The 26,607-nt window shown below is 71.4% G+C and carries 20 protein-coding genes; 7 read left to right on the plus strand and 13 right to left on the minus strand.

Annotated elements, in window-relative coordinates; genetic code table 11:
- Window positions 1-68: 68 nt before the first annotated feature.
- The 5 genes from WME90_RS02205 to WME90_RS02225 form a co-directional block, all read right to left on the minus strand.
- Window positions 69-440 carry a hypothetical protein gene (locus WME90_RS02205; RefSeq protein WP_437279391.1) on the minus strand — a complete coding sequence of 124 codons (372 nt, stop codon included), beginning with the start codon at window positions 438-440 and terminating at the stop codon, window positions 69-71.
- 161 nt (window positions 441-601) lie between these two features.
- Window positions 602-2,971 carry a (Fe-S)-binding protein gene (locus WME90_RS02210; protein ID WP_437279392.1) on the minus strand — a complete coding sequence of 790 codons (2,370 nt, stop codon included), beginning with the start codon at window positions 2,969-2,971 and terminating at the stop codon, window positions 602-604.
- 205 nt (window positions 2,972-3,176) lie between these two features.
- On the minus strand, window positions 3,177-3,875 hold the full coding sequence (locus WME90_RS02215) for a hypothetical protein (protein WP_437279393.1): 699 nt from the start codon (window positions 3,873-3,875) through the stop codon (window positions 3,177-3,179).
- A 13-nt stretch (window positions 3,876-3,888) separates the two neighbouring features.
- Window positions 3,889-4,734 carry a TrmH family RNA methyltransferase gene (locus WME90_RS02220; RefSeq protein ID WP_437279394.1) on the minus strand — a complete coding sequence of 282 codons (846 nt, stop codon included), beginning with the start codon at window positions 4,732-4,734 and terminating at the stop codon, window positions 3,889-3,891.
- A 160-nt stretch (window positions 4,735-4,894) separates the two neighbouring features.
- Entirely contained in the window at window positions 4,895-5,422 is a 528-nt protein-coding gene (locus WME90_RS02225) for an ureidoglycolate lyase (RefSeq protein ID WP_437279395.1), read from the minus strand.
- Window positions 5,423-5,696: 274 nt separating this feature from the next.
- On the opposite strand from WME90_RS02225, the gene WME90_RS02230 reads away from it, so the two are divergent.
- The 4 genes from WME90_RS02230 (at window position 5,697) to WME90_RS02245 (ending at window position 9,268) form a co-directional block, all read left to right on the plus strand.
- Window positions 5,697-6,281, plus strand: a complete 585-nt coding sequence (locus WME90_RS02230) for a LemA family protein (RefSeq protein WP_437279396.1) — start codon at window positions 5,697-5,699, stop codon at window positions 6,279-6,281.
- A gap of 14 nt (window positions 6,282-6,295) precedes the next feature.
- Window positions 6,296-7,114 carry a TPM domain-containing protein gene (locus WME90_RS02235; RefSeq protein WP_437279397.1) on the plus strand — a complete coding sequence of 273 codons (819 nt, stop codon included), beginning with the start codon at window positions 6,296-6,298 and terminating at the stop codon, window positions 7,112-7,114.
- Between the two features lie 214 nt (window positions 7,115-7,328).
- A complete protein-coding gene (locus WME90_RS02240; RefSeq protein ID WP_437279398.1) occupies window positions 7,329-8,540 on the plus strand; it encodes a thiolase family protein in 1,212 nt (403 codons plus the stop codon).
- A 158-nt stretch (window positions 8,541-8,698) separates the two neighbouring features.
- On the plus strand, window positions 8,699-9,268 hold the full coding sequence (locus WME90_RS02245) for a peptidylprolyl isomerase (protein ID WP_437279399.1): 570 nt from the start codon (window positions 8,699-8,701) through the stop codon (window positions 9,266-9,268).
- A gap of 61 nt (window positions 9,269-9,329) precedes the next feature.
- Here WME90_RS02245 and WME90_RS02250 read toward each other — a convergent pair whose 3' ends face one another.
- From WME90_RS02250 to WME90_RS02260, 3 genes are all read right to left on the minus strand, one after another.
- A complete protein-coding gene (locus WME90_RS02250) occupies window positions 9,330-10,439 on the minus strand; it encodes a hypothetical protein (RefSeq protein WP_437279400.1) in 1,110 nt (369 codons plus the stop codon).
- A 181-nt stretch (window positions 10,440-10,620) separates the two neighbouring features.
- Window positions 10,621-11,658, minus strand: a complete 1,038-nt coding sequence (locus WME90_RS02255; RefSeq protein ID WP_437279401.1) for a CHAD domain-containing protein — start codon at window positions 11,656-11,658, stop codon at window positions 10,621-10,623.
- Complete coding sequence (locus WME90_RS02260) at window positions 11,655-13,247, minus strand: ribonuclease J (RefSeq protein WP_437279402.1); 1,593 nt, start codon at window positions 13,245-13,247, stop codon at window positions 11,655-11,657. Before WME90_RS02260 ends, WME90_RS02255 begins: the two co-directional genes overlap by 4 nt.
- A 435-nt stretch (window positions 13,248-13,682) precedes the next feature.
- On the opposite strand from WME90_RS02260, the gene sppA reads away from it, so the two are divergent.
- The 3 genes from sppA (at window position 13,683) to WME90_RS02275 (ending at window position 20,195) form a co-directional block, all read left to right on the plus strand.
- The gene (gene sppA / locus WME90_RS02265) at window positions 13,683-15,473 is read left to right on the plus strand and encodes a signal peptide peptidase SppA (protein WP_437279403.1); all 1,791 of its coding nucleotides are present in this window, start codon (window positions 13,683-13,685) and stop codon (window positions 15,471-15,473) included.
- Between the two features lie 461 nt (window positions 15,474-15,934).
- Entirely contained in the window at window positions 15,935-19,354 is a 3,420-nt protein-coding gene (locus WME90_RS02270; RefSeq protein WP_437279404.1) for a vitamin B12-dependent ribonucleotide reductase, read from the plus strand.
- Between the two features lie 319 nt (window positions 19,355-19,673).
- Window positions 19,674-20,195 (plus strand): hypothetical protein, encoded by a 522-nt coding sequence (locus WME90_RS02275; protein ID WP_437279405.1) that lies wholly within the window; start codon window positions 19,674-19,676, stop codon window positions 20,193-20,195.
- A gap of 63 nt (window positions 20,196-20,258) precedes the next feature.
- On the opposite strand, the gene thiL is transcribed toward WME90_RS02275, so the two are convergent.
- From thiL to WME90_RS02300, 5 genes are all read right to left on the minus strand, one after another.
- Complete coding sequence (gene thiL / locus WME90_RS02280) at window positions 20,259-21,248, minus strand: thiamine-phosphate kinase (RefSeq protein ID WP_437279406.1); 990 nt, start codon at window positions 21,246-21,248, stop codon at window positions 20,259-20,261.
- Entirely contained in the window at window positions 21,245-22,840 is a 1,596-nt protein-coding gene (locus WME90_RS02285) for an ATP-binding protein (RefSeq protein WP_437279407.1), read from the minus strand. Before WME90_RS02285 ends, thiL begins: the two co-directional genes overlap by 4 nt.
- A complete protein-coding gene (locus WME90_RS02290) occupies window positions 22,837-23,565 on the minus strand; it encodes a GTP-binding protein (RefSeq protein ID WP_437279408.1) in 729 nt (242 codons plus the stop codon). The genes WME90_RS02285 and WME90_RS02290 overlap by 4 nt, the downstream gene beginning before the upstream one ends.
- Window positions 23,566-23,672: 107 nt before the next feature.
- On the minus strand, window positions 23,673-25,490 hold the full coding sequence (locus WME90_RS02295) for a dynamin family protein (RefSeq protein WP_437279409.1): 1,818 nt from the start codon (window positions 25,488-25,490) through the stop codon (window positions 23,673-23,675).
- A gap of 39 nt (window positions 25,491-25,529) precedes the next feature.
- A complete protein-coding gene (locus WME90_RS02300; protein WP_272097504.1) occupies window positions 25,530-26,423 on the minus strand; it encodes a M48 family metallopeptidase in 894 nt (297 codons plus the stop codon).
- Between the last annotated feature and the right edge of the window lie 184 nt (window positions 26,424-26,607).

The raw sequence follows: 26,607 nt of genomic DNA on the forward strand, positions 1-26,607 counted from the left end.
TCCTTCCGTCGGGCGGCGGATGGCGGCGCGGCCCACGCCTCCCGGCAGGCAGCGGGCGATCGGCGCGATCAGCCCTCTTCTTCTTCGACGTTCCAGGAGGACAGCGCGGTCATCCCGATGGCGACCGAGCAGAGGCAGCACAGGGCGGGCTCTTCGAATCGGAGCTCGTCGCCGCGCGACCACATGTAGAGGCCGCGCCCGTGGGGCTCTCCGGTGATGGCGACGTTGCACACGTCACAGCGGAGCTCGGTTGCGCCTGAGGCTGCTTGACGCGCACGCAGCGCATTGTCGGCGATCGCGTCGACCGAGACGCAAATCGGCTGAGCCAGTGTCCCCGTGAGCCGGTAATCCGCGTTTGCGGTCCCCTCCGGCGTAGGGCAGGGGTCCAGGTTCGCGGTCCCCTTCAGAGCGCCTTCAATCACATCCACCTCCGGCGGCACGGCCGAATCTAGCTCAGGCCGAGACGGGACGCACGAGAAGGCTGCGCCTGAACATCATCAGGCCTGCTCCAGGGCGCCCATGTAGGCGAACACGTGGGAGCGGCGCGTCATGGAGTTCACGACGTGCCGCTCTTCGTACAGTTACAGCGGAATTGGGTGGGCTAGGCGCTGACGGACGCCTCGGTGGCGGCGTCCTGGGAGGAGGCGGCCGAGCGGCTGCCGGTCGGGCGCTCGAGGGCGCAGCTCTCTTCGAGCAGCTCGACGACGTCGAGCTGGCGGATCGACTCCTCCTTGGACTGATCCTTGAGGCCGTCGGTGATCATCGTCTGGCAGAACGGGCAGGCGGTCGCGATGGTCTTCGCCTCCGTCTGGAGCAGCTGCAGGGTCCGCTTGACGTTCACGCGGTCCTTGTTCTGCTCCTCCATCCACATCTGCGCGCCGCCGGCGCCGCAGCAGAGCCCCTTTTGCCGGTTCCACCCCTCGGCCTCGACGAGCTGCAGGCCGGGGATGCGCTTCAGGATGTCGCGCGGCTGCTCGTACACGTCGTTGTAGCGGCCGAGGTAGCAGGAGTCGTGGAAGACCACCTTCCCCTCGACCGGCTTGCTGGGGACGAGCTTCTTCTCGGCGACAAGGCCGAGCAGGAAGTCGGTGTGGTGCACGACCTCGAACTTCGCGCCGAAGTCGGGGTACTCGTTGGCGAGCGTGTTGAAGCAGTGGGGGCAGGTCGTAACGATCTTCCGGATGCCGCCTTGCTCCTTGTAGCCGTTCAGGGTCGCGGCGTTCTGCTCGGCGAGCATCGCGAAGAGGTACTCGTTGCCCGCGCGGCGCGCCGGATCGCCGGTGCAGGTCTCCTCCTGGCCGAGGATGGCGAAGTCGACGCCCGCGGCCTTCAGGAGCCTGGCGGTCGCGCGGGCGATCTTCTTCGCCCGGTCGTCGTAGCTCGCCGCGCAGCCGACCCAGTAGAGCACCGGGGCCTGCGGCTTGTCGGCCATGGTCGGGATCTCGAGCCCCTCGGCCCAGTTGCCGCGGTCGATGCGCGCGAGGTTCCAGGGGTTGCCGTTGACCTCCATCGCGTTGAACGGATTGCCGAGCTCGGCCGGGAACTCGCCCTTCACGAGGACCAGGTGGCGGCGCATGGAGACGATCTTGTCGACGTAGCTGATCATCACCGGGCACTGCTCCTCGCAGGCCCGGCACGTCGTGCAGGCCCAGAGCACGTCCGGGTGGACGACGTTCGCGACGAGATCGACCGGCTTGTACGCGGCCTCGGGGACCGGGACCGGGTTCTCCGGGGCCGCCTGCTCCGCGTGCTCCTGCGTCTCCGCCGCCTCCGCTGCGTGGCCGTCCGCTGCCCCATCGCTGGCCTGACCGTTCGCCGGGGCCGCGTGGCCGTCGACGGCGGCCCCCCGCGGGCCGCCCGGCCTGTTGATGAACTCGCCCTCTCGGCCGTACAGGTGGTCGCGCAGATCGAGGGTGAGCTGCTTGGGGCTCAGGATCTTGCCCGTCTTGTGGGCCGGACAGTTGTCGCTGCAGCGGCCGCACTCGGTGCACGTGTAGAAGTCGAGGATCGCCTTCCAGGTGAAGTCCTCGATGCGCGCGACGCCGACCGGGTCGGCCTTCTCGGGCTCCTCGGCCGCCTTCATGACCATCTCGCCGATCGCCTCGGCGCTGCCCGCGACGAGCGGCAGCCGGCCGCGCGCCTCGATGTTGCGCGTGAAGACGTTCGGGATCGACGTGATGATGTGGAAGTGCTTCGAGTGCGGGAGCAGGTTCAGGAACACGAGCACCAGCGTGACGTGCGTCCAGAACCCGATGTGCGCGAGCACGACGAGCGTCCCGGGGCTTGCGCCGCTCACGAGGACGGCGAACAGCGAGCCCGCGGGGGCCGGGAACAGGTGCCAGCGGATCGCCGCCGGGTCCGCGGGGACGCCCGCGAACGGGGCCGTCACGGTGGCGACGCGCTCGCAGAGCGCCGGGTCCGCGGGGCCGCACGCCGCCGTGGACCAGCGGTGGTGCAGCACCATCGAGGCGCCGTCATACAGCATGTCGCTCACCATCATCGTGAGGATGATGCCGAGGATGAGGAGCCCCTCACCCGACAGCGTCATGCGCCGCTCGCGCTTGATCGCCCGGTAGTAGATGAATACGAGCGCGCCGGTCACGACCAGCGTGGCCATGACGTCCTTCACGAACTCGTAGATGCCGCCGAGCGGCACCGCGCCGATGCCCGGCAGCCGCACCGGCTCGTGCCCCAGGATCCACAGATCGAACGACGGATCGAAGCCGCGCCCCCACAGGATCAGCGTCCGGAGCAGGAGAACCAGGAATCCGAAGAAAATGAGCTTATGCGCCAGCCCGGCGAGCGGGTAGTAACCCATCTTCCGTTGCCGGAAGGCGTACTCCCAGGTGCCTTTGAGGCGCTCGGCGATCCGGTCGAGCCGGTCTTCCCCGCGCCCGACCTTGAGGAGCTGCCAACGCCGGTTGGCGCTCCACGCAAAGGCGGCGAAGAGGCCGACGAGCAATGTGAGCATCCACGTGGGATTCATTCGCGGGGCATCTCCAGGTGTAAAATGGCCACATCTTTTAAGGTGGGGGGCTGCCGGACGTCAACCGCGCGGCGGCGGGAGCGGGAGGAGCTCCTTCGCCGGATCTCTATTCTTGCAAGGGCGGATACGTCGGTGCGCGCGAGGGCTCCTCGCGCGGCGGGGGGCGCGGGAGGCGCACCTCGCGAGCGGCTCAGAGCGTGAACTCGACGCTCTTTTCCTCGGTCGCGGCGGAGGGAGACAGGTCGAGCGCCATGCTGTACGAGCGCTGGCCGACCCGCGCGCTCAGGCGGACGCGAATGGGGGCCGTCGCGTCGTTCAGCTTGTCGAGCCGCACGACGACGCGGTAGCGGCCCCGTGCCGGCTCGCCCTCGGTGAGGAAGACGTTCTCCACGTTCTGCTCCTGGCACTCGCCGCTCACGCGCGGGCAGTCTCGGTCCTTCATGAGGCCGCTCGCCGTCGGCTCCCCGACGCGGGCGAGCTCTCCCGCAGGGTCATAGACGTTGAGATCGACGTCGGCCTCGGGCTCCTCCCAGGCGATCGTGAACTGGAGGATCCCCGTGTGGACCCCGCACCCCTCGTCGATCACGCCGTTGCAGTTGTTGTCGCGGGCATCGAAGCAGAGCTCGACCCCCGTCGGTGTGCAGGCGATCTCGAGGCCGACGCCCTCGGAGACCTTGATGTCCTTCGGCTGGAGGGGCGGCTTGGGCGGGGGCGGCGGCACCTCGATGCAGCCGGCGAGGAGCAGGGCGAGGGCGGCCGCGACGCGCGCGACGCGCGCGACGTCGATCGCCGCGCGGCCGAGGCGCGCGCGGAGGCCGTGAGGTGCCGAAGGGCGCATCGCGTCGCGGCGGGCGCACGGCGCGCGCCGCGAGGGACCGGGGCTTCGCATGGGGAGCTGCATGTTATCCGCCTTCGGGCTCCTGCGGGGCGCCGGCGCCGCGCGTCTCGAGCGTGGGCAGCGTGGGCAGCGCCGGCGGCCTCCGCGGCTTGGGGCCGCGCGGCTTCGGGGGAGGAGGCGGCGGTCCTCCGAGGGGCAGCGGCAGGTGCATGCCCCGCGCGGCCAGGATCTCCGCCGCGTGGGGGACGGTGAGCACCAGCGCGCGCGCGTAGAGCCCGATCTGGTAGGGCTCCGGCAGATCGCCGGGCCGGCCGTTCGTCGCGTGCTCGAGCAGGATCGCCGCCGTGACGCTCACGTTGAGGCTCTCCGCGAAGCCGCGCATTGGGACGCGCACGGCGCGGGTGCAGGCGGCGGCCAGGTCGGGGCGGATGCCGTCGCGCTCGTTGCCGAGCACCAGCGCGAGGCGGGGGATGCTCGAGAGGTCGCGCGGGGTCAGCCGGCCTTCCGGGTGGGTCGCCACGAGCTCGTGCCCCGAGGCGCGGAGCGCGGCGACCGCGGCCTCGGTGGTCGCGTGCGTGCGCACGTCGACCCAGCGCTCGGAGCCGCGCGAGACCGTGTTCGAGACAAGGAACTGCTCGGCCCGCTCGATGATGTGCAGCCGCTGCAAGCCGAACGCGTCGCAGGAGCGGAGCACGGCGGCCCCGTTGTGCGGATCGTGCGGCGCGTCCATGGCCACGGTGACGGCGTCGAGCCGCGCCGCGATGACGCCGCGCAGCCGGGCCCTGCGCTCGTCCGTGACGAACTCCTCGAGGATGCGGGCGACGGCGGCGACATCGAGGGAATCGAGCGCGGCGAGCAGCCTTCGCTGCTCCTGCGCGACGAACGAGCAATTGGGGGTCGAGCGGCGCATGGAGGGGGGCGCCTCTATAGCGCGGCGCGCGCCCGGAGGCTCAGGCGCAGCGCGGCCCGGAGGGCACCGTCTCTCCGGGGCCGCCGAGGTCCCTCCCTGCGCGATGGCGCGCGCCATCGCGCAGCGCGGGATCGGCGACGGCGAAAGGGGCGGCCGGCCGTCAGGGGTCGATCGTGACGGCGATGCGCTCGCCCTCCGCGTACTCGACCACGGCGCAGTCGCCGGGAGAGCCGTCCTCCCAGGCCAGGCAGACGAAGTCGGCCTCGGCGTCGAGCGCGATCATGGGGTGGTGCCACACGCCGGGGCGATAGGTGATGCCCTGGGCGCCGTGGGCGATGAAGGCGCCGAGCGTCGCGAGATCAGGCCGGTCGCCGCCGAGGGCCACCACGACGAGGTAACGCCGCGCGCTCATCGGCACGAACGCCTGGGTCGAGCCGGGGTGCTTCTCGAGCAGGGCGATGGGGAGCGGGAAGCTCGAGCGCGGGGTGCAGCGGAACACCGAGACGTTCAGCGACGCGTGCCCGGGGCGGAGGTTCTCGATCGCGGCGAGGTGATCGAAGCGCCGCGCCGTCCCCTGGTTGGCAATCCTGCCGGGCTCGCCGTGCGGCGAGGCCATGAGGATGTCGCCATACGGCGCATAAGCTGCAGGGCTGAGCGAATGGGCTGCGATGCGCGTGCGGTGGCTCATCGTAATGGGTGACTGTGGCGGCGTGCCACGCGTGTGGCCCCTCTGCAGCTCTCGTGCAGCGAGGCGCTGACGAGGGGAACGACAGGGAAAGCTATCACGTCGCGGGGGCGCCGCAGCACGCCAGCCCGCCGCGAGCGCCGGGGGCCGGGGTCTTGCAAGACCTTGCAAGACGACGCGCAACGCCTCGCAACGCCCTACCCGGCGGGCAATGCGAGCGACCCTGGAGCCAGTCATGCGGATTGTTCACAAAGCGACATTCGGGAAGCGCCTCGCGGTGGCGTCCCTTTTCTTGGCGGTGCTCGCCCTTCTGACGTCCGTCGTGGGCTGCCAGCGCTACGACGTGCTCGTCGAGAAAGATCAGATCGCGGCCCAGAAATGGTCCGATCTCGAGGCGGATCTCCAGCGGCGGTACGACCTGGTCCCGAACCTCGTGGCGGTCGTGAAGGGGTCGGCCAAGCACGAGGAGCAGACGCTGTCGAGCGTCGCCGAGGCGCGCGCCCGCGCCACCGGCGTCCAGCTCAAGGCCGAGGATCTGACCGATCCTGAGAAGGTGCAGGCCTTCCAGAAGGCGCAGGAGCAGCTCAGCGGCTCGCTCTCTCGGCTCCTCATGGTGCAGGAGCAATACCCTGATCTCAAGGCGAACCAGGGCTTCCACAGCCTCCAGGTCCAGCTGGAGGGCATCGAGAACCGGATCCTCCGAGCGCGCCAGGAGTACAACCAGGCGGCGCGCGAGTACAACGCGGAGCTCCTGAAGATCCGGGGCCAGGTGGTGAACAAGGCGACGGGCCAGCCGTTCAAGCCGCGCGTCTATTTCACCGCCTCTCCCGAGGTCCAGTCGGCGCCGAAGGTCTCGTTCTGATGAGGGGCGCGGCGATGCGCCGGGTCGCCATGAGCGGAGCGCGGCTGCGGGCCCTGGCCAGGGCCGTCGCGGCCGCGGCCCTGCTGGTCTGCGCGCTCGTCGCCCGGCCGGCGCTGGCCAACTTCACGCCGCCGGCGCTCACGGGGCACGTCGTCGACACCGCCGGGCGGCTCGACGCGTCCGAGCTCCGCTATCTCGACGCGAAGCTCGATCGCGTCCGTCGCGAGACCGGGTTCGAGATCGTCGCATTCGTGGCCGGATCCCTCGAGGGCGAGACGATCGAGGACGTCGCCTACGAGGCCTTCAACACGTGGCAGCTCGGCCAGCGCGGGGCCGACAACGGCGTCCTGCTTGTGATCGCTCCGTCCGAGCGGCGCGTCCGGATCGAGACGGGCAAGGGCGTGGGGGGAGCGCTCACAGACCTTCAGTCGAACGACATCATCCGGCAGACCATCAACCCGCTGCTCCGGCAGGATCGGTTCCGCGACGCCATCGATCAGGGGACGAGCGAGATCGCCCGGACGCTCATCGCCGGAACGCCCGAGGGGGAACGGCGCCCGGTGCCCGGCGCCCAGCCGGCGCCCGCCCCGGTCTCGTTCATCAAGGTCGGCGTGACGATCGTCGCCATCGTGGCGCTTCTCCTGCTCTCGCTCATCTCGCCCGCCTTCCGCTGGTTCCTGTGGATCGTCCTCCAGGCGCTCCTCTTCCGAGGTGGCGGCGGCGGCCGCGGTGGCGGCGGTGGGTCCGGGTTCGGCGGTGGCGGCGGTGGGTCCGGGTTCGGCGGTGGCGGCGGCGGTCGCTCCGGCGGGGGCGGATCCAGCGATAGCTACTGAGTCCCGCATCGACAATTCACCCTGTGCAGGACGGAACGGGCTGATCGGTCCTCTTTCGGGCCCATCTTCCGAGCGGCCGCTGTGCTCACGCGGGGGGTGACAGGGCGTGACCGGGCGGGCGCACACGACGTCGACGCACGCGGCGCGGGGCGGAGATTCCAGGGCAAGCGCGATCTCCCGCTGCGCGCTGACCAGGCGACGCTACGCTCTCGTCATGGCTGCTGCCCTGCGTCCTGTCTTCGTCGTCGACGCTGTCCGGACCCCGATCGCCCGGTACGCCGGGGCCCTGGCGACGGTCCGCCCCGACGACCTCGCAGCTCACGTCCTCGACGCGCTCGTGCGTCGCAATCCTTCCCTTGCGCCGCGCCTCGATCACGTCGTGCTCGGCGCGACGAACCAGGCTGGAGAGGACAACCGCAACGTCGCGCGCATGGCCGCCTTGCTCGCCGGCCTCCCTTACGAGGTCCCGGGCGTCACGGTGAACCGCCTCTGCGGCTCGGGGCTCGAGGCGGTGGCCGACGCCGCGCGGATGATCGCCACCGGCGAGGCCGACTGCGCGATCGCGGGGGGCGTCGAGAGCATGACGCGCGCGCCGTTCACGATGCCCAAGCAGGCGGAGCGCTTCGAGCGGAGCGCGCCGACCGTCTACGATACGACCCTCGGCTGGCGCTACCCGAACGCGAGGATGGCCGCGCGGTTCGAGCTGCAATCGATGGGCGAGACGGCCGAGAACGTGGCCAAGAAGCACGGCATCAGCCGCGAGGAGCAGGATCGGTTCGCGCTCCTGTCCCACGAGCGCGCCACGCTCGCCTGGGAGTCGGGGGGCTTCGCCGCCGAGGTGGTCCCCGTGCTCGTCCCCCAGAAGAAGGGCGATCCCGTCCTGTTCGAGCGCGACGAGGGCGTGCGCGCCGACGCCTCGCTCGAGGCGCTGTCGAAGCTCAAGCCCGCCTTCCGCGAGGGCGGGACCGTCACGGCGGGCAACTCCTCCCCCCTCAACGACGGCGCCGCAGCGCTCCTGCTCGCCTCGGGCGACGCGGTGCAGGCCGCGGGCGCGGCGCCGCGCGCGAGGGTGATCGCGACGGCGACGGCGGGGGTGGATCCCAACCTCATGGGGGAGGGGCCCATCCCGGCCGTGAAGAAGCTCCTCCAGCGGACCGGGCTGCGCGCGCCCAACGTGGATCTCTTCGAGCTCAACGAGGCGTTCGCGGCGCAAGCGCTCGCGTGCTCGCGCGCGCTCGAGCTCGACCCGGCGCGCGTCAACGTCCGCGGCGGCTCGATCGCGCTCGGGCACCCGATCGGCTGCTCGGGCGCGCGCATCGCGTGCACGCTCGTGCATGCGATGCGCGCGCGCGGCGCCAAGGTCGGGGTCGCCTCGCTGTGCATCGGCGTCGGCCAGGGCATCGCGACGCTCTTCGAGCGCGCTTGAGGTCATTTCGCCGCTCGTCCTCGGCGCCAGATGAGATAAGACCGCCGCAGCAGGACGCAGGAGGGGGCCCGCGGCTCACCTCCTTCGGCTGACCGTGCCGCCTTGGCGGCCAAGAACTGACGGCGCCGCCTCGGCGGCCAGGAAAAGGAGAAGGCCCGATGGAATTCCCCCAGATCAACGTGCCCGGCACCGGCCAGCTTCACGCCCGGCTCAAGACCTCGCTCGGCGACATCACCGTTCGGCTCGAGGAGGAGGGCGCCCCCAACACGGTCAAGAACTTCGTCGGCCTGGCCATGGGCACCATCAACTGGACCGATCCGAAGAGCGGCCAGGGGATGCAGGGGACGCCCTGCTACGACGGCGTCCGCTTTCACCGCGTGATCTCGGGGTTCATGATCCAGTGTGGCGACCCGCTCTCGCGCTACCCGGACAAGGCGTCGCTCTGGGGCACGGGCGGCCCGGGGTACAAGTTCGGCGACGAGTTCAACCCCTCGCTACGGCACGACGGCCCCGGCGTGCTCTCCATGGCGAACGCCGGCAAGAACACGAACGGCGCGCAGTGGTTCATCACCGACGGGCCGACGCCGCACCTCGACAACCGCCACACGGTGTTCGGCAAGGTCGTGAGCGGGCAGGACATCGTCAACCGCATCGCCAACGTGGCGACCACGCGCGATCGGCCCAACCAGGACGTCGTCCTCGAGCGCGTCGAGATCTTCCGGCAGTAGGCGCGCCGAGCGCCGCGCGGCGTCGTTCAGCGCCGCGCGGCCAGCGCAGTGCTTCGCTCGTTCAGCGGGTGCAGCAGACGGTGATCCTGTCGTCGCCTTCCTGGACTTCCCCTGTGGGGGCACCGCCGCGCGGCTGACAGCTGCCGGCTCCGGTCACCTTGACCGAGACGGCGGCGGCTTGGGGTATTTCTTCGATGCATGCCCCGTCGAGCGGCACGGTCCCGTTCTGCCTCGTGCAATCGGCATCCCTGAAGAGGGTCATCGTCGCCGAGCAGCTCACGCCGCGCGTGTCGCACGTGCATTGCGTGCAGCCGCGATCATCGACCACGGAGCTCGCGAACACGTGCTGCTCGCTGAACTCCCGGGGGCAGCGCCGGTCCCCCTCGCGCCAGACGCAGATGCCCGGCTCGAACGGCGCGTCGATCTCCCGCGGGGCGCAGGCTTCACCCGCCGCGCAGCCGCCGGTGCCCGGCGCGGCGGCGCACACGAGCCCCTCGGTGCCGAAGCGCGGCGGAGGCACGGTCGCCGCGCCGCCCGACGCGGGGCACGCCGCCGAGTCGACGCCGGGCGCCTCGCCGCTGTAGCTGTCGAGAGGGAGACCAGACACATCCTCCGTGCTGGTGCACCGATTCGCTGGAACAGGCAGCGGTACGGCCAGCCCGTCACACGCGTCCTGCCCGTACAGCGTGATCACGGGATCCTCGCACGTGACGGTCGGCGCGCCGCACGTGCACGGGGTGCAGGTGGCGGGCTCGTCGAGGGGATCGCGGCCGCCCACGTCCATCCGCTCGGAGAAGCCCTCGGGGCAGGCGATGTCCGCGGCCGCGGGGCCCGCGTAGAGGACGCCGGGCCCTTGCCAGCCATCGGGGACGGCGACGCAGGCGAACCCGCCGCAGTCGTCATCGGCGCAGTCGACGGCGCCGTCGCCGTCGTCATCTTCGCCGTTGGTGCACCGCTCGGCGCCGTCGCTGCCGCCGCTCGTGGTGCTCCCGGCCGTCGTCTGGCCGCCTCCGCCGCTGTCAGCTCCGCTGGAGCTGCCGGCGCCGCCGGAGCCGGTCCCGGACGACCCCGGGAAGAGCTCGGGATCGAACTGGTCGAAGTCCTGGGTGCATGCGCTCGCCGCGAGGAGAGCGACGAGCGCGGTGACGCTTTGGAAGGCAGAGCGGCGCAACACGACCTCCGGGATCGGCGGGCTTCGCCTCGGTTCGAAGGAGCCCCACCGACGGTATCACGAAGCGCCGCCCGCACGCCGAGCTCTGCGGCCGGCGGTTCAACGTGCGCGTGCGCATCCGCCCCCGTCCGCAGCGCGCTTGCTGCGGCGCTCCTTGCTGCGCCGCGCCCCGTGCGCTGCGTCAACCGCTCGGGAGCGCGCCGGGATCGTCCGACCAGAGCGATGTGAGCGTCTCGAGCTCCCGCGCGAGCTCCTCCGTCGTCTTGTGAGCGAGCCGCGCCCGCTCTGCAGCGAGCGCGTCGACGACGGCCGCGCGCTCGTCGGGCGGCAGCTCCTCTGCTCTCTTCATTTGCCCGAGCGCCTCGTCGACGTCGTGCAGCTGACCGAGGCGGCGCTGCATCCGCGATGCGGATTTGGCGATCCGCTCGGCGCGCTCTCCGAAGAGCGGCGAGAACGTCTCCGCGGAGTAGCGCAGCCGCTTGAAGCGGATCCGGAGCGCGTGCATGCCCGCGCCATCGCCCGGGTCGCTTGCAGCGAGCGCGCGCACGTCGTCCAGGGCATCGCCGATCGCTCGCCGCGCGAGCGCCTCGGCGCTGCGCTTCCTCGCTCTCTTTCTCGAGATGCGCCGCTCGAGGCGCGCGAGGTGAGGCTCCAGCCGGAGCCGCTCGCCCGTCGCCTTCGCGTCGTCCTGCGCCGTACCCGGGTTGCCCGCCGGCGCATCGGCCCGTGTTGCGCCCGTGTCGTCCGGGCGATCCTGCCGGAGCAGCTCGACGATGTGGGCCCTCGCCTCGTGCTCGCGGCGCGCGCGCCGCGCGATCCATTCGGCGATGGCGGCCCGCGCCGCCTCGTCCAGGTCGAGCGCGGTGAGCGTCTCTCGCAGCACCTCCTCGTCGCGCAGCGTGCCGGTGGCTCGCGCGAACTCCCGGAGCCCGTCGGCCACGGGGCGGAGCCGCCTCCTGCCGTAGATGCGCCGCGCCGGCTTGAGCAGCGTGCGGAGCCTGCGAAGAGAGACCCGGAAGTCGTGCACCGCTTCCGCGTCCGGCTCCGCGCTCTCGCCCTGCTCGCTCGCCGCGACGACGCGCCGCGCATCGGCGCGCACGCGCTCGATGTGGGAGAGCAGCACCGGACCCAGGAAATCTCGCGCGGAGGGCCTCGCGCCGTCGCCGGCCCCGGCGCCATCGACGCCCGAGGGCGGCGGGCTCCCCTCGATCGGCGTCACAGGCGCGTGAGCGCCACCGTCACCAGCGGGCGCCTCCCGAGCTTCGCCTCGAGCGTCCGGCGCGCCGCGAGCCGGGCGATCTCGATGATGTCGTTGTCGCGGCGCCGCGCGCGCGGCTCGCAGTCGTTCACCGCCTGCGCGACCGCGCGCGCCGCGGCCCTCAGCGCGCCCCCCTCGAGCTCCCCGATGACCCCGCGGGCGAGGACCTGCGGCGGCGCCGCGAGGGCGCCGTGCACATCGACGACCAGCGACACGAAGGCCACGCCGGAGCGACCGAGGTTCGCTCGCTCCCGGAGGACCTCCTCCCCGAGCTCCTCGCCGCCCGCCGTCGCCACCCGGCCGGTGACGGCCCGGCCGCTCCGGCCGAGCGGCTGCGTCTTGCCGATCTCGACGACGTGGCCGTTCTCGGCGACGAGCACCTCGGCCACGCCGCGCTCCCGCGCGAGCTCCGCGTGCCGCGTCAGGTGGTGCAGCGCGCCGTGAACGGGGAGGAAGCTGCGCGGCTGGGTGAGGTCGATCATGCGCGCCTGCTCCGTCCGGTGCGCGTGCCCGCTCGCGTGGACGCGCCGATCCGTCGACCACGTCACGAGCTCGACGCCGAGGCGGAGCAACCCGGCCATCATATCGACGACCGGGCGATCGTTGCCAGGGATGACGCGGCTCGAGAGCACGACCCGATCCCCCTCTTCGAGGCGCAGGAGCGGGTGCGTCCCCGACGCGAACCGGGTCAGCGTGGAGGCCCGCTCGGCCTGCGTGCCGCTGGCGATGACGAGGATCCGCTCGCGCGGCATCGAGGAGGCGACCTCGGGCGGGACGAGCAGGTCGCTCGGCCACGGGAGCCTGCCCACGGCCTGCGCGGCGCGCACGTGCGTCTGCACGCTGCGGCCGAGCAGGCAGATCTTGCGGCGCGCGCGGACGGCGGCCTGACCGAGGGCGAGCAGGCGCTGGACGTTCGAGGCGAAGACGCCGACCACGACGCGCGCCGGCGCGGTCTCGACGAGCTCCGCCAGCGCGTGGGCGACGGCGCGCTCGCTCCCCGCCTCGCCGGGGGAGTCCACGTTGGTGCTGTCCGACAGGAGCAGCCGGACCCCGGCGTCGCCGAGCGCGCGGAAGCGCGCCTCGTCGGTCGGCTCGCCGTCGAGCGGCGTCGGGTCCAGCTTGAAGTCCCCGGTATGGACGACGAGCCCCGCGGCCGTGTGGATCGCGAGCGCCGTGGCGTCGACGATCGAGTGTGTCACCCGCAGCGGCTCCACGACGAAGCCGCCGATCGCGACCTCGCGCCCGACCTGCGTCGGCAGGAGCCGCGCCTTGTCCTCGAGGGCGTGCTCCGCGAGCCGGTAGCGCACAAGCTCCAGCGCGTGCGGCGGGCCCCAGACGGGGACGTCGAGGTGACGCAGGAGGAACGGCAACCCGCCGATGTGGTCCTCGTGGCCGTGCGTCAGCACGATGCCGCGCACCTGGTCGCGGAGCGCGAGCACGTGATCGAAGCGCGGGTGGTAAACGTCGACGCCGAGGTCCGTGCTCGGGAACGTCACCCCGCAGTCGATGAGCAGCAGCCCATCCGCCTGCTGGAGCGCGAGGCAGTTCATCCCGACCTCGCCGAGCCCTCCGAGAGGCACGAGCCGCAGGGTGGACGGCGCTGGGAGGGGGAGCTGGCTCGGGGCGGGGGCGCTCTGCTCGGGATGCACGTTCGGTGAAGGGGGTCTGCCACCCAGGGCGCCGGAGGCCTACGGCCCGCGGCTTGCTGAGCTGGTCTGGAAGAGAGAGGACGGCGTCTCCAAGACGTAACCCACATCGGCTCGCCGTCCCCTTCGAAACTTGGAGCGACAGTGTAGCCACAGGGTGGCCCCTTGCGTCACGCTCTCTCTTTCCAGTTTCAGCGCCGGGGCGAAGCCGGACGGCGCCGACCTCATTCCCGGAGCTCGGGCCACGCGGACCGGTTCCTGCACACCCTGACTCCCCCCGCCGCACCATGACGTCGGCGGACGCTGCGCCGCCTTTCCCTAGATTCCGAGGAGCCACCGGTGATCGCTGCCCTGCTCGTCAATCTCCTCCGCCTGCTGCTGCTCCCCGTAAGCGCGCTCCGCTGGGCGTTTGCTGCACCCAAGGGCGGGTACGTCGTCCTCGAAATCGACGGCCAGGTGGTCGATCTTCAGCCTCCCCGGGTCCGCATCGCGCTCCCGTGGCGCCGCAGGAAGCGGGCTCCGCTCTCGGTGGAGCGCGTCCGGGAGCTCGGCAAGCACCTGATGAGGGATCCGCGGCCGGCGGGGCTGCTCCTCCGGATGCGGTCGGTCCATGCGGGGCCGGCGGTGGTGGCCTCGCTGCGGGACGCGCTCCTCGAGATCCGGGCCGGGGGCAAGGACCTCGTCGCGTACCTGCCGATGGGCGCCGACACAACGATGCTCCTGCTCGCCTCGGCCGCGCGGGCGGTCGTCGTCGGTCCCGAGACGCTGGTGTCGCCGCTCGGGTTCGCGGTGGAGGGCCGCTACGTGCGCCGCGCGCTGGAGCAGGTCGGCGTCGAGCCCGAGGTGTTCGCGAAGGGGATGTACAAGAACGCCGGCGAGGTGCTCGTGCGGGACACGATGAGCGCCGCGCAGCGCGAGCAGGTGGGCGCCCTGCTCGACGGGCGCCTCGGCGACCTGACCGCGGCGCTCGCCCAGGGGCGCCGCGTCGACCGCGAGACGGCCGCGCGGTGGATCGACGAGGCCCCCTACGGCGCGCAGCAGGCGGTAGCGCGGGGCATCGTCGACGCGGTCGCGTACGAGGATGAGCTCGAGCACATGCTCGCGACGGGGTCGCTCCCCTGCGCGACCGCGGCGCCGCGCCGCGCCGAGGTCGGCCCCGGCGGCGCGTCGGACGAGGGGGCTCGCGCTGCTGCGCGGCACGCGAAGACCCGCCTCGTGTCGGCGGGCCGGTACCTGGGCGCGCGGCGCGCGCTCTCGCTGACGCCCGTGTGGCCGCGGCCCATTCTCGGCGTCGTCGAGGTGCACGGCGCGATCGTCAGCCGCGCGCACTTCCGGGGCGCGTCGCTGGCCAGCGAGGAGCGGCTCGTCGCGAGCCTGCGCGCGGCGCGGCAGAACCCGCGCGTCCAGGGGGTCATCCTCCACATCGACTCGCCGGGCGGCTCGGCGCTCGCGTCGGACAGGATCCACCACGAGGTCACCCGCCTCGCCGAGGTGAAGCCGGTCGTGGCGTGCCTGTCGAACGTGGCGGCGAGCGGCGGCTACTACGTGGCGGCGGCCGCGCACGCCATCGTCGCGCAGCCGCAGACGATCACGGGGAGCATCGGCGTGGTGTCGGCGCGCTTCGCGCTCGGTCCGCTGCTCGAGCGCCTCGGCGTCTCGACCGACGTCGTGAAGCGCGGCGCGCGGGCCGACCTGTTCTCGCCGTCGCGCAAGCTCGACCCGGGGGAGCGGGCGGTCGTGGAGCGCGAGCTCGACGCGATCTACTCGGCGTTCCTCCGCGTCGTCGCCCGCGGCCGCCGCCGCCCGGTCGAGGAGATCGAGCCGCTCGCGCAGGGGCGCGTCTACAGCGGCGCCGAGGCGCAGGCGCGCGGCCTCGTCGACATGCTCGGCGGCTTCGAGCGGGCGCTCCACGAGCTGCGCCAGATGATCGGTCCGAAGGCCGCCGCCATCGAGCCGGCGATCGTGCGCGCGTCGCGGTACATCCCACCTCCACCGCTGTTGCCGGCGCCTGTGCCCACGCTGCTCGAGCTCGTCGGGCTGCGAGGGATCGCGCGGGAGGTGGCGCTCGCGATCCACTGCGAAGGGGAGCGGGTGCTCGCGTACTGCGCGGAGGCAGACGACGTCGACTAGAGGGCGACGGCCGGGCGGAGGGGGTGCGCGTGCCGGGGCCCCGCCGATTTTTTATCGCGGGAAAAGCTGTGCGAAATCTGTGCGCCCGGTGGGTAGCACCTGTTCAGAACTGATCACGGATCGCTAGAAATCCCGTACCGGGCGGAGGGACCCTATATGTGGGCCCTGTTCGGGCGCAGATCCCAACCTGTAGCGGTTCTCCTTGACGCACGGGCCGTTCACGAGTTTGGATAGCAGGCGGTCAGGCGCTCCCGCATGTCAGCGCACGCCTTTCAGGCATGGCACCTGAAACTTTGCTCACTGGTGGTAAGCCGGAACGTTTGAGCAGGTAGTAGGGGAGAAGCGACGAGACCCTGTGGAGATCGAGGCGATGTGGCCTCGTCGTTCTCCAGGGAACTCTTTGTGCTTTCGGTAGGACCCGGGTCACCGCCAGGTGCGGTGGTTCACAGGAGGACTTGGAAATGGCCCAGTCGGCAGTTGTGGGTGACGGCGGTAAGCTCCCCGCCGGGAACGGCAAGATGACGGCACGGACGAAGGAAGATGGGGGGGCCCGTCCGGTGACCGGTGGGGCCGCCAAGGCGGAGGTCAACGGCGCAGCCGCGAAGAAGGGCGCCAAGAAAGGGGCCTCGCGCCCCCGCGGGCTCGGGTTCGACCGGCGGTTCACGCACCGAGCCGCGGATCCGCTCGACGAGGTCACCTGGGAGCGCCGATCGAGCGTCATCACCAACCCCGACGGGTCGGTCGTCTTCAAGATGGAAGGGGCCGAGATCCCCGCCGGCTGGTCGCAACTAGCGACCGACATCGTCGTCTCCAAGTACTTCCGCAAGGCGGGGATCCACGGCAAGAAGGAGCTCGGCGAGACGAGCGTCCGCCAGGTCGTGCACCGGCTGGCGCGCACGATCCGCGAGGCGGGTGAGCACTTCGGTGGCTATTTCGCCTCGACGAAGGACGCCGACACCTTCGAGTCGGAGCTCGCTTACCTGCTCGTCCACCAGTACGGCGCGTTCAACTCGCCCGTCTGGTTCAACTGCGGGCTCTACCACCGCTACGGCATCGAGGGGTCGGGCGGCAACTACGCCTGGAACGAGGCCTCGGCCGACGCGGGGAACGGGAGCGCCAACGGAAAGGGGGCCGCGCAGCGCGCGGGCGCGGCGGGCGCGGTCGACGACATCGTCGAGACCCGGAACGCGTACGAGCGGCCGCAGTGCTCCGCGTGCTTCATCCAGGCGGTCCAGGACGACCTGATGAGCATCTACGACCTCGTGAAGAGCGAGGCCCGGCTGTTCAAGTACGGGTCGGGGACGGGGACGAACTTCAGCGCGATCCGCGGCAAGCAGGAGAAGCTCTCGGGCGGCGGGACGAGCTCGGGGCTCATGAGCTTCCTCGAGGTGTTCGACCGCGCCGCCGGCGCGACGAAGAGCGGCGGTACGACGCGGCGCGCCGCGAAGATGGTCTGCCTCGACATGGACCACCCGGAGATCGTCGACTTCATCCAGTGGAAGGTCCGCGAGGAGAAGAAGGCGATGGCGCTCATCGGCGCCGGGTACCCCTCCGACTTCAACGGCGAGGCGTACCACACGGTGAGCGGACAGAACTCGAACAACTCCGTGCGCGTGAGCGACGAGTTCATGCGCGCGGCGGCGACGGGCGCGGCGTGGGAGACGCGCTCCCGGACGACCGGCGAGGTCGTCGACACGCTGAGCGCCAAGGATCTCTGGCGTCAGATCGCCGAGGCCGCGTGGGGCTGCGCCGATCCGGGCGTGCAGTACGACACGACCATCAACCGCTGGCACACCTGCCCGAACACGGCGCGCATCAACGCCTCGAACCCGTGCTCGGAGTACATGTTCCTCGACGACTCGGCCTGCAACCTGGCGAGCCTGAACCTCACAAAGTTCCTCCGCGAGGACGGCTCGTTCGACATCGAGGGCTACCGCCACGCGGTGCGGGTGTTCTTCGTCGCGCAGGAGATCCTCGTCGACTTCTCGGCGTACCCGACGCGCGGCATCGCGAAGAACTCGCACGACTACCGCCCGCTCGGGCTCGGTTACGCCAACCTCGGCACCCTGCTCATGCTGCAGGGTATCCCGTACGACTCCGATCACGGGCGCTCGGTCGCGGGCGCGCTCACCTCGATCCTCTGCGGCCACGCCTACCGGGTCTCGGCGGAGATGGCCGCCGCGAAGGGGCCGTTCGCCGGCTTCGCCAGGAACCGCGAGCCGATGCTCCGGGTGATGGGCATGCACCGCGACGCCGCCTACGCGATCGATCGCGACCGCTGCCCGGAGTCGCTCTGGCGGGCGGCGTGCGCCGACTGGGACGAGGCGGTCCGGATCGGGCAGGAGCACGGCTACCGCAACGCTCAGGCGACCGTGCTCGCCCCGACCGGCACCATCGGCCTCCTGATGGATTGCGACACGACGGGCATCGAGCCCGACTTCTCGCTCGTGAAGTTCAAGAAGCTCGCCGGCGGCGGCTACTTCAAGATCGTGAACCAGTCCGTACCCGAGGCGCTCCGGCGGCTCGGCTACCCCGAGGCCGAGGTGCAGGAGATCGTCGCCTACGTCTCCGGCACGAACACGCTCCTGGCGGCGCCGCACGTGAACCGGGCGTCGCTCAAGGCGCGGGGGCTCACGAGCGACGACCTCGCGAAGATCGAGGCCGCAATCCCCGGCGTCTTCGATCTGGATCTCGCGTTCGGTCCCTGGATCCTCGGCGAGGAGGCCTATGACAGGCTCGGCGTCTCCAAGGAGTCGCGGGCGCGCTTCGGCTTCTCGCTGCTCCAGCACCTCGGCTTCTCGGCGGCGGAGATCGAGGAGGCGAACGAGACGATCATCGGCCGCATGACCGTCGAGGGGGCGCCGCACCTGCGCGAGGAGCACTACGCGGTGTTCGACTGCGCGAACCGCTGCGGCAAGAAGGGCCGGCGGTACCTCGCGCCGATGGCGCACGTCCGCATGATGGCGGCCGCGCAGCCGTTCCTGTCCGGCGCCATCTCGAAGACCGTGAACCTGCCGAACGACGCGACGGTCGAGGAGGTGCAGCGGATCTACGAGGAGGGGTGGCGCCTCGGGCTGAAGGCGGTCGCGCTCTACCGCGACGGCTGCAAGGCGTCGCAGCCGCTCTCGTCGACCTCGAGCTCGAGCGAGAGCAAGGACGCCAAGGGCAAGGCCGACAAGGCCGAGAGCGCCGCGCCCATCGTCCAGACCGCGACCGCGCTGGCCAGCCAGGCGCGCCCGCGCTCGCCCTCGGCGGCGGCGCCCGAGCGGTTCCGCCTGCCCAGGAAGCGCAAGGGCTTCACGCAGGAGGCGCGCGTCGGCGGGCACAAGATCTACCTCCGCACCGGCGAGTACGACGACGGGACGCTCGGCGAGATCTTCATCGACCTCCACAAGGAGGGTGCCGCGTTCCGCTCGATGATGAACTGCTTCGCGATGGCGGTGTCGATCGGGCTCCAGTACGGCGTGCCGCTCGAGACCTTCGTCGAGCAGTACACCTTCACCCGCTTCGAGCCGCAGGGCGTGGTCGAGGGGCACGACTACGTGAAGTTCTCGACCTCGATCGTGGACTACCTCTTCCGCGTGCTCGGGGTCGAGTACCTGAACCGCTACGACCTCGCCCACGTCCAGCCGGTCACCTCGGCCATGGAAGACCCGGTCGAGTCGCGGGCGCAGGAGAGCGGCGTGGCGTCGTTCTCGCAAACCGCGCCGGCCGCGGCCGCGCTGGTCGAGGGCGGGGGGCGGACGGCGAGCGCGCTCGACGCGCAGCTCGAGGACATGATGGGCGACGCGCCGGTCTGCGACGGCTGCGGGCACATCACCGTGCGCAACGGGGCCTGCTACAAGTGCCTCAACTGCGGCAACAGCATGGGTTGCAGCTGAAGCGACGGGCGGGGGTGGGGGTGACGAGGGAGGGGCCGGCGGGGGGCCCTCCCACGAACTCGCGCCTTTTGGTGGCTATTGCCTCATGAACGGGGGAGCGAGAGCTGGAAGGCTTCGCTGCGCCGCGGGCCGGCGCTCGGGTTCGTGGGGCCCTCCCCCGCCGGCCCCTCCCTCGTCACCCCCACCCCCGCCGACTCGGGGGGGAAGGGGTGGGCGATCGGTGCTGCGATCGTCGGGCGTGGGGGCGGGGGCGGCCGTACGAGCTTGTACTCGGCAGGCCGTATGGATGCGCCCAGAGAAGCTTTGTAGAAGACGGGGCATGATCCGGTCGCGGTCGTCCATCACCTTCGTCGCTCTCCTTTGCAGCATCCTGTCGAGCTCCTGCCGGAAAGAGGAAGCAGAGCCGGAGACGATCCCCGCGCCCACACCGACGGTCGCGCCCGTCGCCGCCGATCCGGTGCCCGCTGCAACGCCGACGGGCGCGGCAACGCAGGAGCCAGCGGCGGCTCAGGAGCCCGCGGCGGCTCAGGAGCCCGCGGCGGCGGAGGCCGCGGCGCCTGCGGCGGCGGCCGATGCGGGGGCGGCCGGCGCCGAGGGGGCGACGGGGACAGCGGCGGCGCGCGGAGGAGGGGCCTCCATCCAGCCTTGCTGCGTTGCGCTCCACGCGGTCGCCACCAAGTCGGGGAAGTCGCCGGAAGCCAAGTCGAAGGCGGCGACGGCATCCCACCTCTGCGCAGGGATCGAGAAGCTCGTGAAGAGCGGGAAAACCCCGCGCGCCAAGGCGCTCATCCAGATCCGGGCGAGCCTCGCAGGGACCACGCCGCCCGCCGAGTGCAACTGAGCCAGGTCGCGATCACGGATCAGGGGAATCGCTCGGGCCGGTCGGCATCACCGGCGCTGGGGCTCACGCGAAGTGGTCGTACCCCCGCGCCGCGAGGGCCGTGAGCTGCCCGTCCGGTCCGAGCAACGCCACGTCGCTCGCGCCCTCCTCGCGCGGCGCGCAGCGGCCGATCGCCACGAAGCCGGCGAGCTCCCCGACATCCGGGCCCGCGACGACGACCGCGTAGTCCTCGCCGCCATACAGCGCGAGATCCAGCGCGTCCGCGCCGAGCAGCGCGGCGGCGTCGCGGAGCGCGGCGCTCACGAGCGCCGCGGGATGGAGCAACACACGCACGCCGCTCGCGCGCGCGAGGTGCGCCACGTCCGCGACGAGGCCGTCGGAGACGTCGATCGCCGCGCGGGCGCGCGCGGCCGCGCGGAGGCCCGCGTCGATGCGCGCCACCGGCCGGCGAAACGCCCGGATCGCCAGCTCGGCCGCGGCGCCGGCCGGTGCGATGCCGCGGTCGAGCAGCGCAAACCCGGCCGCGGCGAGGCCGACAGGCCCCGCCACCGCGAGCGCGTCGCCAGGCCGCGCGCCGTCGCGCCTGAGCGGGTGCGCCGCGACGCCGAGCGCCGTCGTGGTGATCGAGATCTCGCCGCCGCGCGAGAGGTTCCCGCCGATGACCGCCGTGCCGATCTCGTCGCACGCGGCGCGCTGACCCCTCGCCAGCGCGCCGAGCTCGTCGTCGGTCACGCTCGGGGGGAGCACCAGCGCCGCGAGCAGGCCGACCGGGCGCGCCCCCATCGCCGCGAGGTCGCTCGCCGCAGCCATCGTCGCGCGGTAACCGAGATCCTCGAAGCCCAGGAGATCGCGACGGAAGTGCACGCCCTCGACGGCGCTGTCGATCGTCCAGACGAGCGGCTCCGCGGCGCCCGGGGGGGCCCCGCCCCGCGGGGCCGCGGGCGCGAGGATCGCGGCGTCATCGCCGATGCCGCAGAGCACATGATCGCCCGCCGCGCCCCCGAGCACGGCGCGCAGCATGTCGATGCGCTTCCACTCGGAGCGCCCGCTCATTGGAAGATGGGCGGGAGGACGCTGTTCGCCGGAGAGCCGGCGACCGTGGGCAGCTTGACCACGAACACGGTGCCGCGCGGCTCGTTCGGCTCGATCCGGACCGTGCCGCTGTGCGCCTCGACCAGCCGCTTGACGATCGAGAGGCCGAGCCCCGTGCCGCCGTGCTCCCGGGTCGAGCTCTGATCGATCTGATAGAACGGGTCGAACACCTTCAGCCGCTCGCCGGCAGGGATGCCGATGCCCGTGTCCACGACGCGGATCTCGACCGCCTGCTGCAGGGGCGCGACGAGCACCAGCCCGGGGAGGTCGTCCATGTCCTCGCTCACGGCGCGCGCGACGAGCATCACCTCGCCCCCCGCCTCGGTGAACTTCACCGCGTTCTCGACGAGGTTGATGAACACCTGCCGCAGCCGGTCGCCGTCCCCCAGCACCGGCGGGAGATCGTCCTCGGCCTGGATCCGGAGCTCGACGCCCTTCTTCGAGGCGGCAGGCGCGATGGTCGACGCCGCCTCGACGAGCACCGGGCCGACGGCCACCTCGGTGCGATGCACGATCAACGTGCCGCTCTCCAGCTTCGAGAGATCCAGGAGGCTCATGATGAGGCCGAGCAGCTGCTCGCTCTTCGACCGGATCGTGTCGATGAACTCGCGTTGCTCATCGGTGAGAGGCCCGCCGATGCCCTCGGCGAGCATCTCGCTGTACCCCATGATCGACGTGAGCGGGGTCCGGAGCTCGTGCGACACGGTGGCCAGGAAGTTCGACTTGAGCCGGTCGAGCTCCTTCAGCCGCTCGTACGCCTGCTCCAGCTCGGCGTTCTTCTGCGACAGCTCACGGAAGCTCTCGCGGATCGACGCGACGTGCATCGTCGACGTGAGGAGCGACTTGTGCCCGCTGAACAGGATCAGATCGAGGACCGCGCGGAGGTGGTCGGCGATCGCGCCGAGCCGCTCCGGCCGGAGCCGCGGCATCCGCGGCCGCCCCTCCGCCGAAGGCGCGAGATCGAGCTGGGCCGCCGCCTCGATCGGCGCGGCAGGGGGCTCCTCGAGGCCGTCGGGGAGGTACGGGCCCAGGATCGATCGGCCGATCGCACGCCCGTCGTACTCGATCGGGAACACCTGGTAACGCGCGCCCTGGAAGCGGGGATCCGCGACCTCGGTGCCGCGCTTGGCCGTCCGACCCACCGGCGCCGCGCTGGGCCGCCGGCCTTCCTGCTCGTCGGCGGCCGGGCCGCCGAGCGGCGGGAGCGGCGCGAGCGCGCCCGACTCCGCGAGCGTCACGCCGTTGATCGACTGGATCCGGATCGGCAGGCCGAACAGCTCGTGGAACGACGCCGCCATCTCTCCGAGGGCCTGGCGATCCACGAGATCTTCGAGCGAGAGCGGGCCGATGCCGACCAGGTCGACCACCGGCGCCGCCGCGGGGGGAGGCAGCGTCGAGGGCTCGGGCGCGCCCGGCGCGCCGTCGCGCTTCGACGAGACGGGCCCGTCCGCGACGCGGGCCGACGGTATCGGCGCGGAGCCCGGCATGCTGAGGAGATCCTCGTCGTCGAGGCCGAAATCCGCCGGCGTCCCCTTGTGGGCGTCGGGCCTCATGGAACGATCCGGGAGCTCTTCTCGAGGCTGCCGCCCATTCGCCTGGCCAGGAGGTCGTTCACCGAGCTCGTCACCCCGAGCTGGCGCGCCGCGCTGTTCAGGAGCTCCTCGCCGCTGATCGACAGACGCTTCGAGAGCTGGTGCGTCTGATCGAGCGTCTCCCACGTGAGGTGGAGCAGACCCATGAGCGTCTCCACCGTGCCCATGCCGCGGGTCGCGACGGCCTTGTACACCGGCTCCTTGCCCCGCGCGGCGAGCCGCGCCAGCTCCTCGTCGCTCCTTATGTCGGGGAGGTCGCGCTTGTTGAACTGGATGACGAGCGGCATCCTCGCGAGATCGAGGCCGTTCTCCCGCAGGTTCTGGCGGAGGTCGAAGAACGCCTCGGCGTTGCGCTGCGTCTCGGAGATCTGCGAGTCGGCGATCAGCGCGACCCCGTCCGCGCCCTGGAGCACGAGCCGCCGCGTGGCGGCGTGCATCGGCTGGCCGGGCACGGTGAACAGCTTGATGCGGAGCGAGACGTCGCCGTCCTTCGCGCGGAAGGTGAGCGGCAGGAGATCGAAGAACAGCGTGCGATCGTCCTGCGTCTCGAGCGTCATCAGCCGTCCGCGAGCGTCTGACCCGGCGAGGCCGTGCAGCGAGACGAGGTTCGTCGTCTTGCCGCTGAGCGCCGGGCCGTAATAGACGAGCTTGATCGTCACTTCACGGGCTGCGAAGTCGAGCTGCACAGCCGCATTCTCGCATGAGCGCCCGACGATTGGATATGGCCACGGCGCATGGCCGGGAGACCGGGCCGGGCAGCACCTCCTCCCTTGTCAGGAGGCGTGCGCCTCGCTCAGGCCGAGCCGCCGGGCGCGTTGGGCACGCTGGACACGGGCGGAGGGATCAGCCTGCTCTCGCCGTTCTCGACGGTCCAGAGCGCGCTCCGCAGCCCCTCCAGGCGCGAGATCAGCGCCTGGAGCGCCTCGGCCTGGGCGTCGCACGCCTGGAGCTGGCTCTCGCTGCTCGGCTCGGAGCGGACCCGCTCCTCGCGCGCCGCCTTGAGGACCTCGATGACCTCGCGGTGCAGCTCCTGGCCGGCCGTGACCACCCACGCGTCGAGCCGGCTCGCGAACTCCTGGATCATCTCGTCGAGCTTCGGCCCGATCCGGGTGGCGGCCTCGCGCAGCGCGAGCGGCGCCATCTCCTTCGCCTTCTTGCGGGTCTCGGCCTCGACCTTCTCCTTCACGTACACGGCCAGGACAGGCGCCGCGAGCGCCAGGATCCCGCCGAGCAGGGCGTTCGTGAACATCACGCCGAGGCCGATGGTGAAGAGGGCGAAGACGCCGACATCGTAGCCGAACGTGTCCACCTCGACGTTCGGCGTCTTCACGTCGCCCCCGAGCGCCTCGCTGACCCGCCTCGCCACGTCGTGCGCGTCCTCGCGCACGAGCGCGATCGTCTTCTCGGCGAGCGCCTCGAGCGCCGTGGCGATCTCCTTCGTCTCCGCCTGCGCCCACTCGGCGAAGGTGCGCTCCAGGAACGCCCCGAGGTAGACCTTGATCTCGTCGGTGTGGGCCTCGTCGATGATCGCCGGCAGCTGCCGGAGGACATCGTCGACGAAGCGATCCAGGTCGCGGCGCACCCACGCCCGAATGGCGCTCACCTCCTCGCGGATGCCGGCGCGCCGCTCCTCGATGGTGCGCGACTGGCCGGCCAGATCCTTCTCGATCAGCTCGATGCGACGGCTGAGCTCGTCGCGCGACATGGCGGTCGCCCGCCGCCGCGCGTCCACGCCCTTGCCGAGCAGGCGCGCGGACTCGAGGCCCTCGCCGAGCGCGTTGTCGAGCAGGATGCGCCCCCGCTCCTCGGCGAGGAACCGGGTCAGGTGATCGAGCAGCTCGGGCATCCCGCTGCCGGGCCGATCGCCCTCCAGCGCCCGCTCGCTCGAGATCGGGAAGACCACGGGCGATTTCACGAGCTTCCCGAGCTCGCTCCGGATGTAGGCGAGCGCCTCGACCTCCTCGTCCTGGCTCCAGATGTCGCGCTTCGTCACGACGAACAGGATCTTGTCGCGCGACTGCCCGAGCAGCTTTTCCTGCAGGAAGACCCGCTCGCTCTCCTTGAGCGGCTGGCCGGCGTCGATGAGGAACAGCACGGCGTCCGACCGCGGGATGTAGCTGTAGGTGATGTCCGCCCGCTGGAGCGAGAGGTCGTTCACCCCGGGGGTGTCGACGAGGACCACGCGCTCGCGCAGGAGCTCGGCCGGGTACCCCACCTCGAGGAACTTCACCTCACCCGCGCTCGCCGAGCGCTCTCCGCCGACGGTGAAGGCGCGCACGTCCTCGAACGGCAGGCCGGTGCGCTCGCCCGACGCGTAGACCACCTCGGCCCGCGGCTCGGCCGCGTACTCGAGGTGGTGGATCACCGCCGTCGTGGGCGTCACGCCGACGGGGAGGATCGAGGCGCCGAGCAGCGCGTTCACGAACGTCGTCTTGCCGTGGTTGAACTCGCCGACCACGACGAGGTGGAACCGATCGGCGTCGAGCTTCTTCACGAGATCGTTCGTGATGCGCGCCGCGACGCTCTTGGCGCCGAGGGTCTCGGCGAACGCCACGAGATCCCTGAGCGCCCCGGTCACGTCGTCTTTGCGGCTGTGGAAGGATTCGAGCATGTGCGTTCTACCTCGGCCTTGGTCAGAGCCAGGAGCCCCTCAGCCCCAGATCTTGATGACTTCGTGCACCTTCTCGTCGACCTCCTCCATGGAGAGGCCGCTCGCGCCGAGCCCGGCGTGGCGCTTGTAAAGCTCGCTCTCGGCGAAGGCCCGGAGCGCCAGGACGCGCTTCGGCAGCCACGGGTGGCTCGCCGTGAACTCGGCGAACCTGCCGACGCCGCCCTTGCCCTCCTCGTGCTGGGCGATGAACGCCTCGAGGTTGAGCTCCTCGTACAGCTTGGTCGAGCCGAGCGCGAGCTTTGTGAGCGCGCGCGTCGAGACGTCGAGGCTCTTCGCGCAGAGCAGCCCGGCGCGGTCGCAGGTGACCTCGGCCCGGCGCGACCAGCCGGAGAGCGCGAGCATCGCCGGCCCGACGATCCACTTCACGAAGACCGACGCCATCCGCGTCAGGTAGTGCATCGCGGTCAGGTAGACCACGTGGCTGTTGTGGATGTGGCCGCACTCGTGGCCGATGACGCTGAGCAGCTCGTCGTCGGTGAAATGGTCGACAAGCGCCGAGTGCACCATGATGAACGAGTCGTCGTTCGTGCCGTAGGTGGCCGCGTTGAGGGTGGGGCTATTGACGATGTAGATCGTCGGGGTCGCGATCCCGAGCGTCTCGGCGCAGTGGACCGCGAGCTTGTGGACGCGCGGGAACTGCGCGGGGCCGACCTTGACGGCGTGGCCGAGCAGCTCGTTCTTGCCGACCGTCTTGAACAGCCGGACCGCGGCGGTCACGGCGAGCTCGACAGGACGCATCTTCTCGAAGGCGAGCCGCGTGTTCTTATCGGACACGTAGGCATACGCGTTGCCAGCGCCGTCCCCGCCGCCCGCGCGCTGGCCCTTGCGTCTCTCGATGAAGCCCTTGAAATCGAGCGTTCCGACCTGTGCCATCCGGCGAAGGTAACGGTCGGGCCGGGGCCGCGCAACGCCACCAGCGCCCGGCGCCGCGAACTTAACGCAAAATCACAGGCGACCTCCGCTCACATCTGAATCAGACGCCAGAGGACGCCAGAGGACGCCAGAGGACGCCAGCGACGCCAGACGCGAGATAGGCGTGAGCCAGACGTGGGCCCGG

The sequence above is a fragment of the Sorangium sp. So ce375 genome, assembly GCF_051473855.1.
Taxonomy (GTDB): Bacteria; Myxococcota_A; Polyangia; order Polyangiales; family Polyangiaceae; genus Sorangium.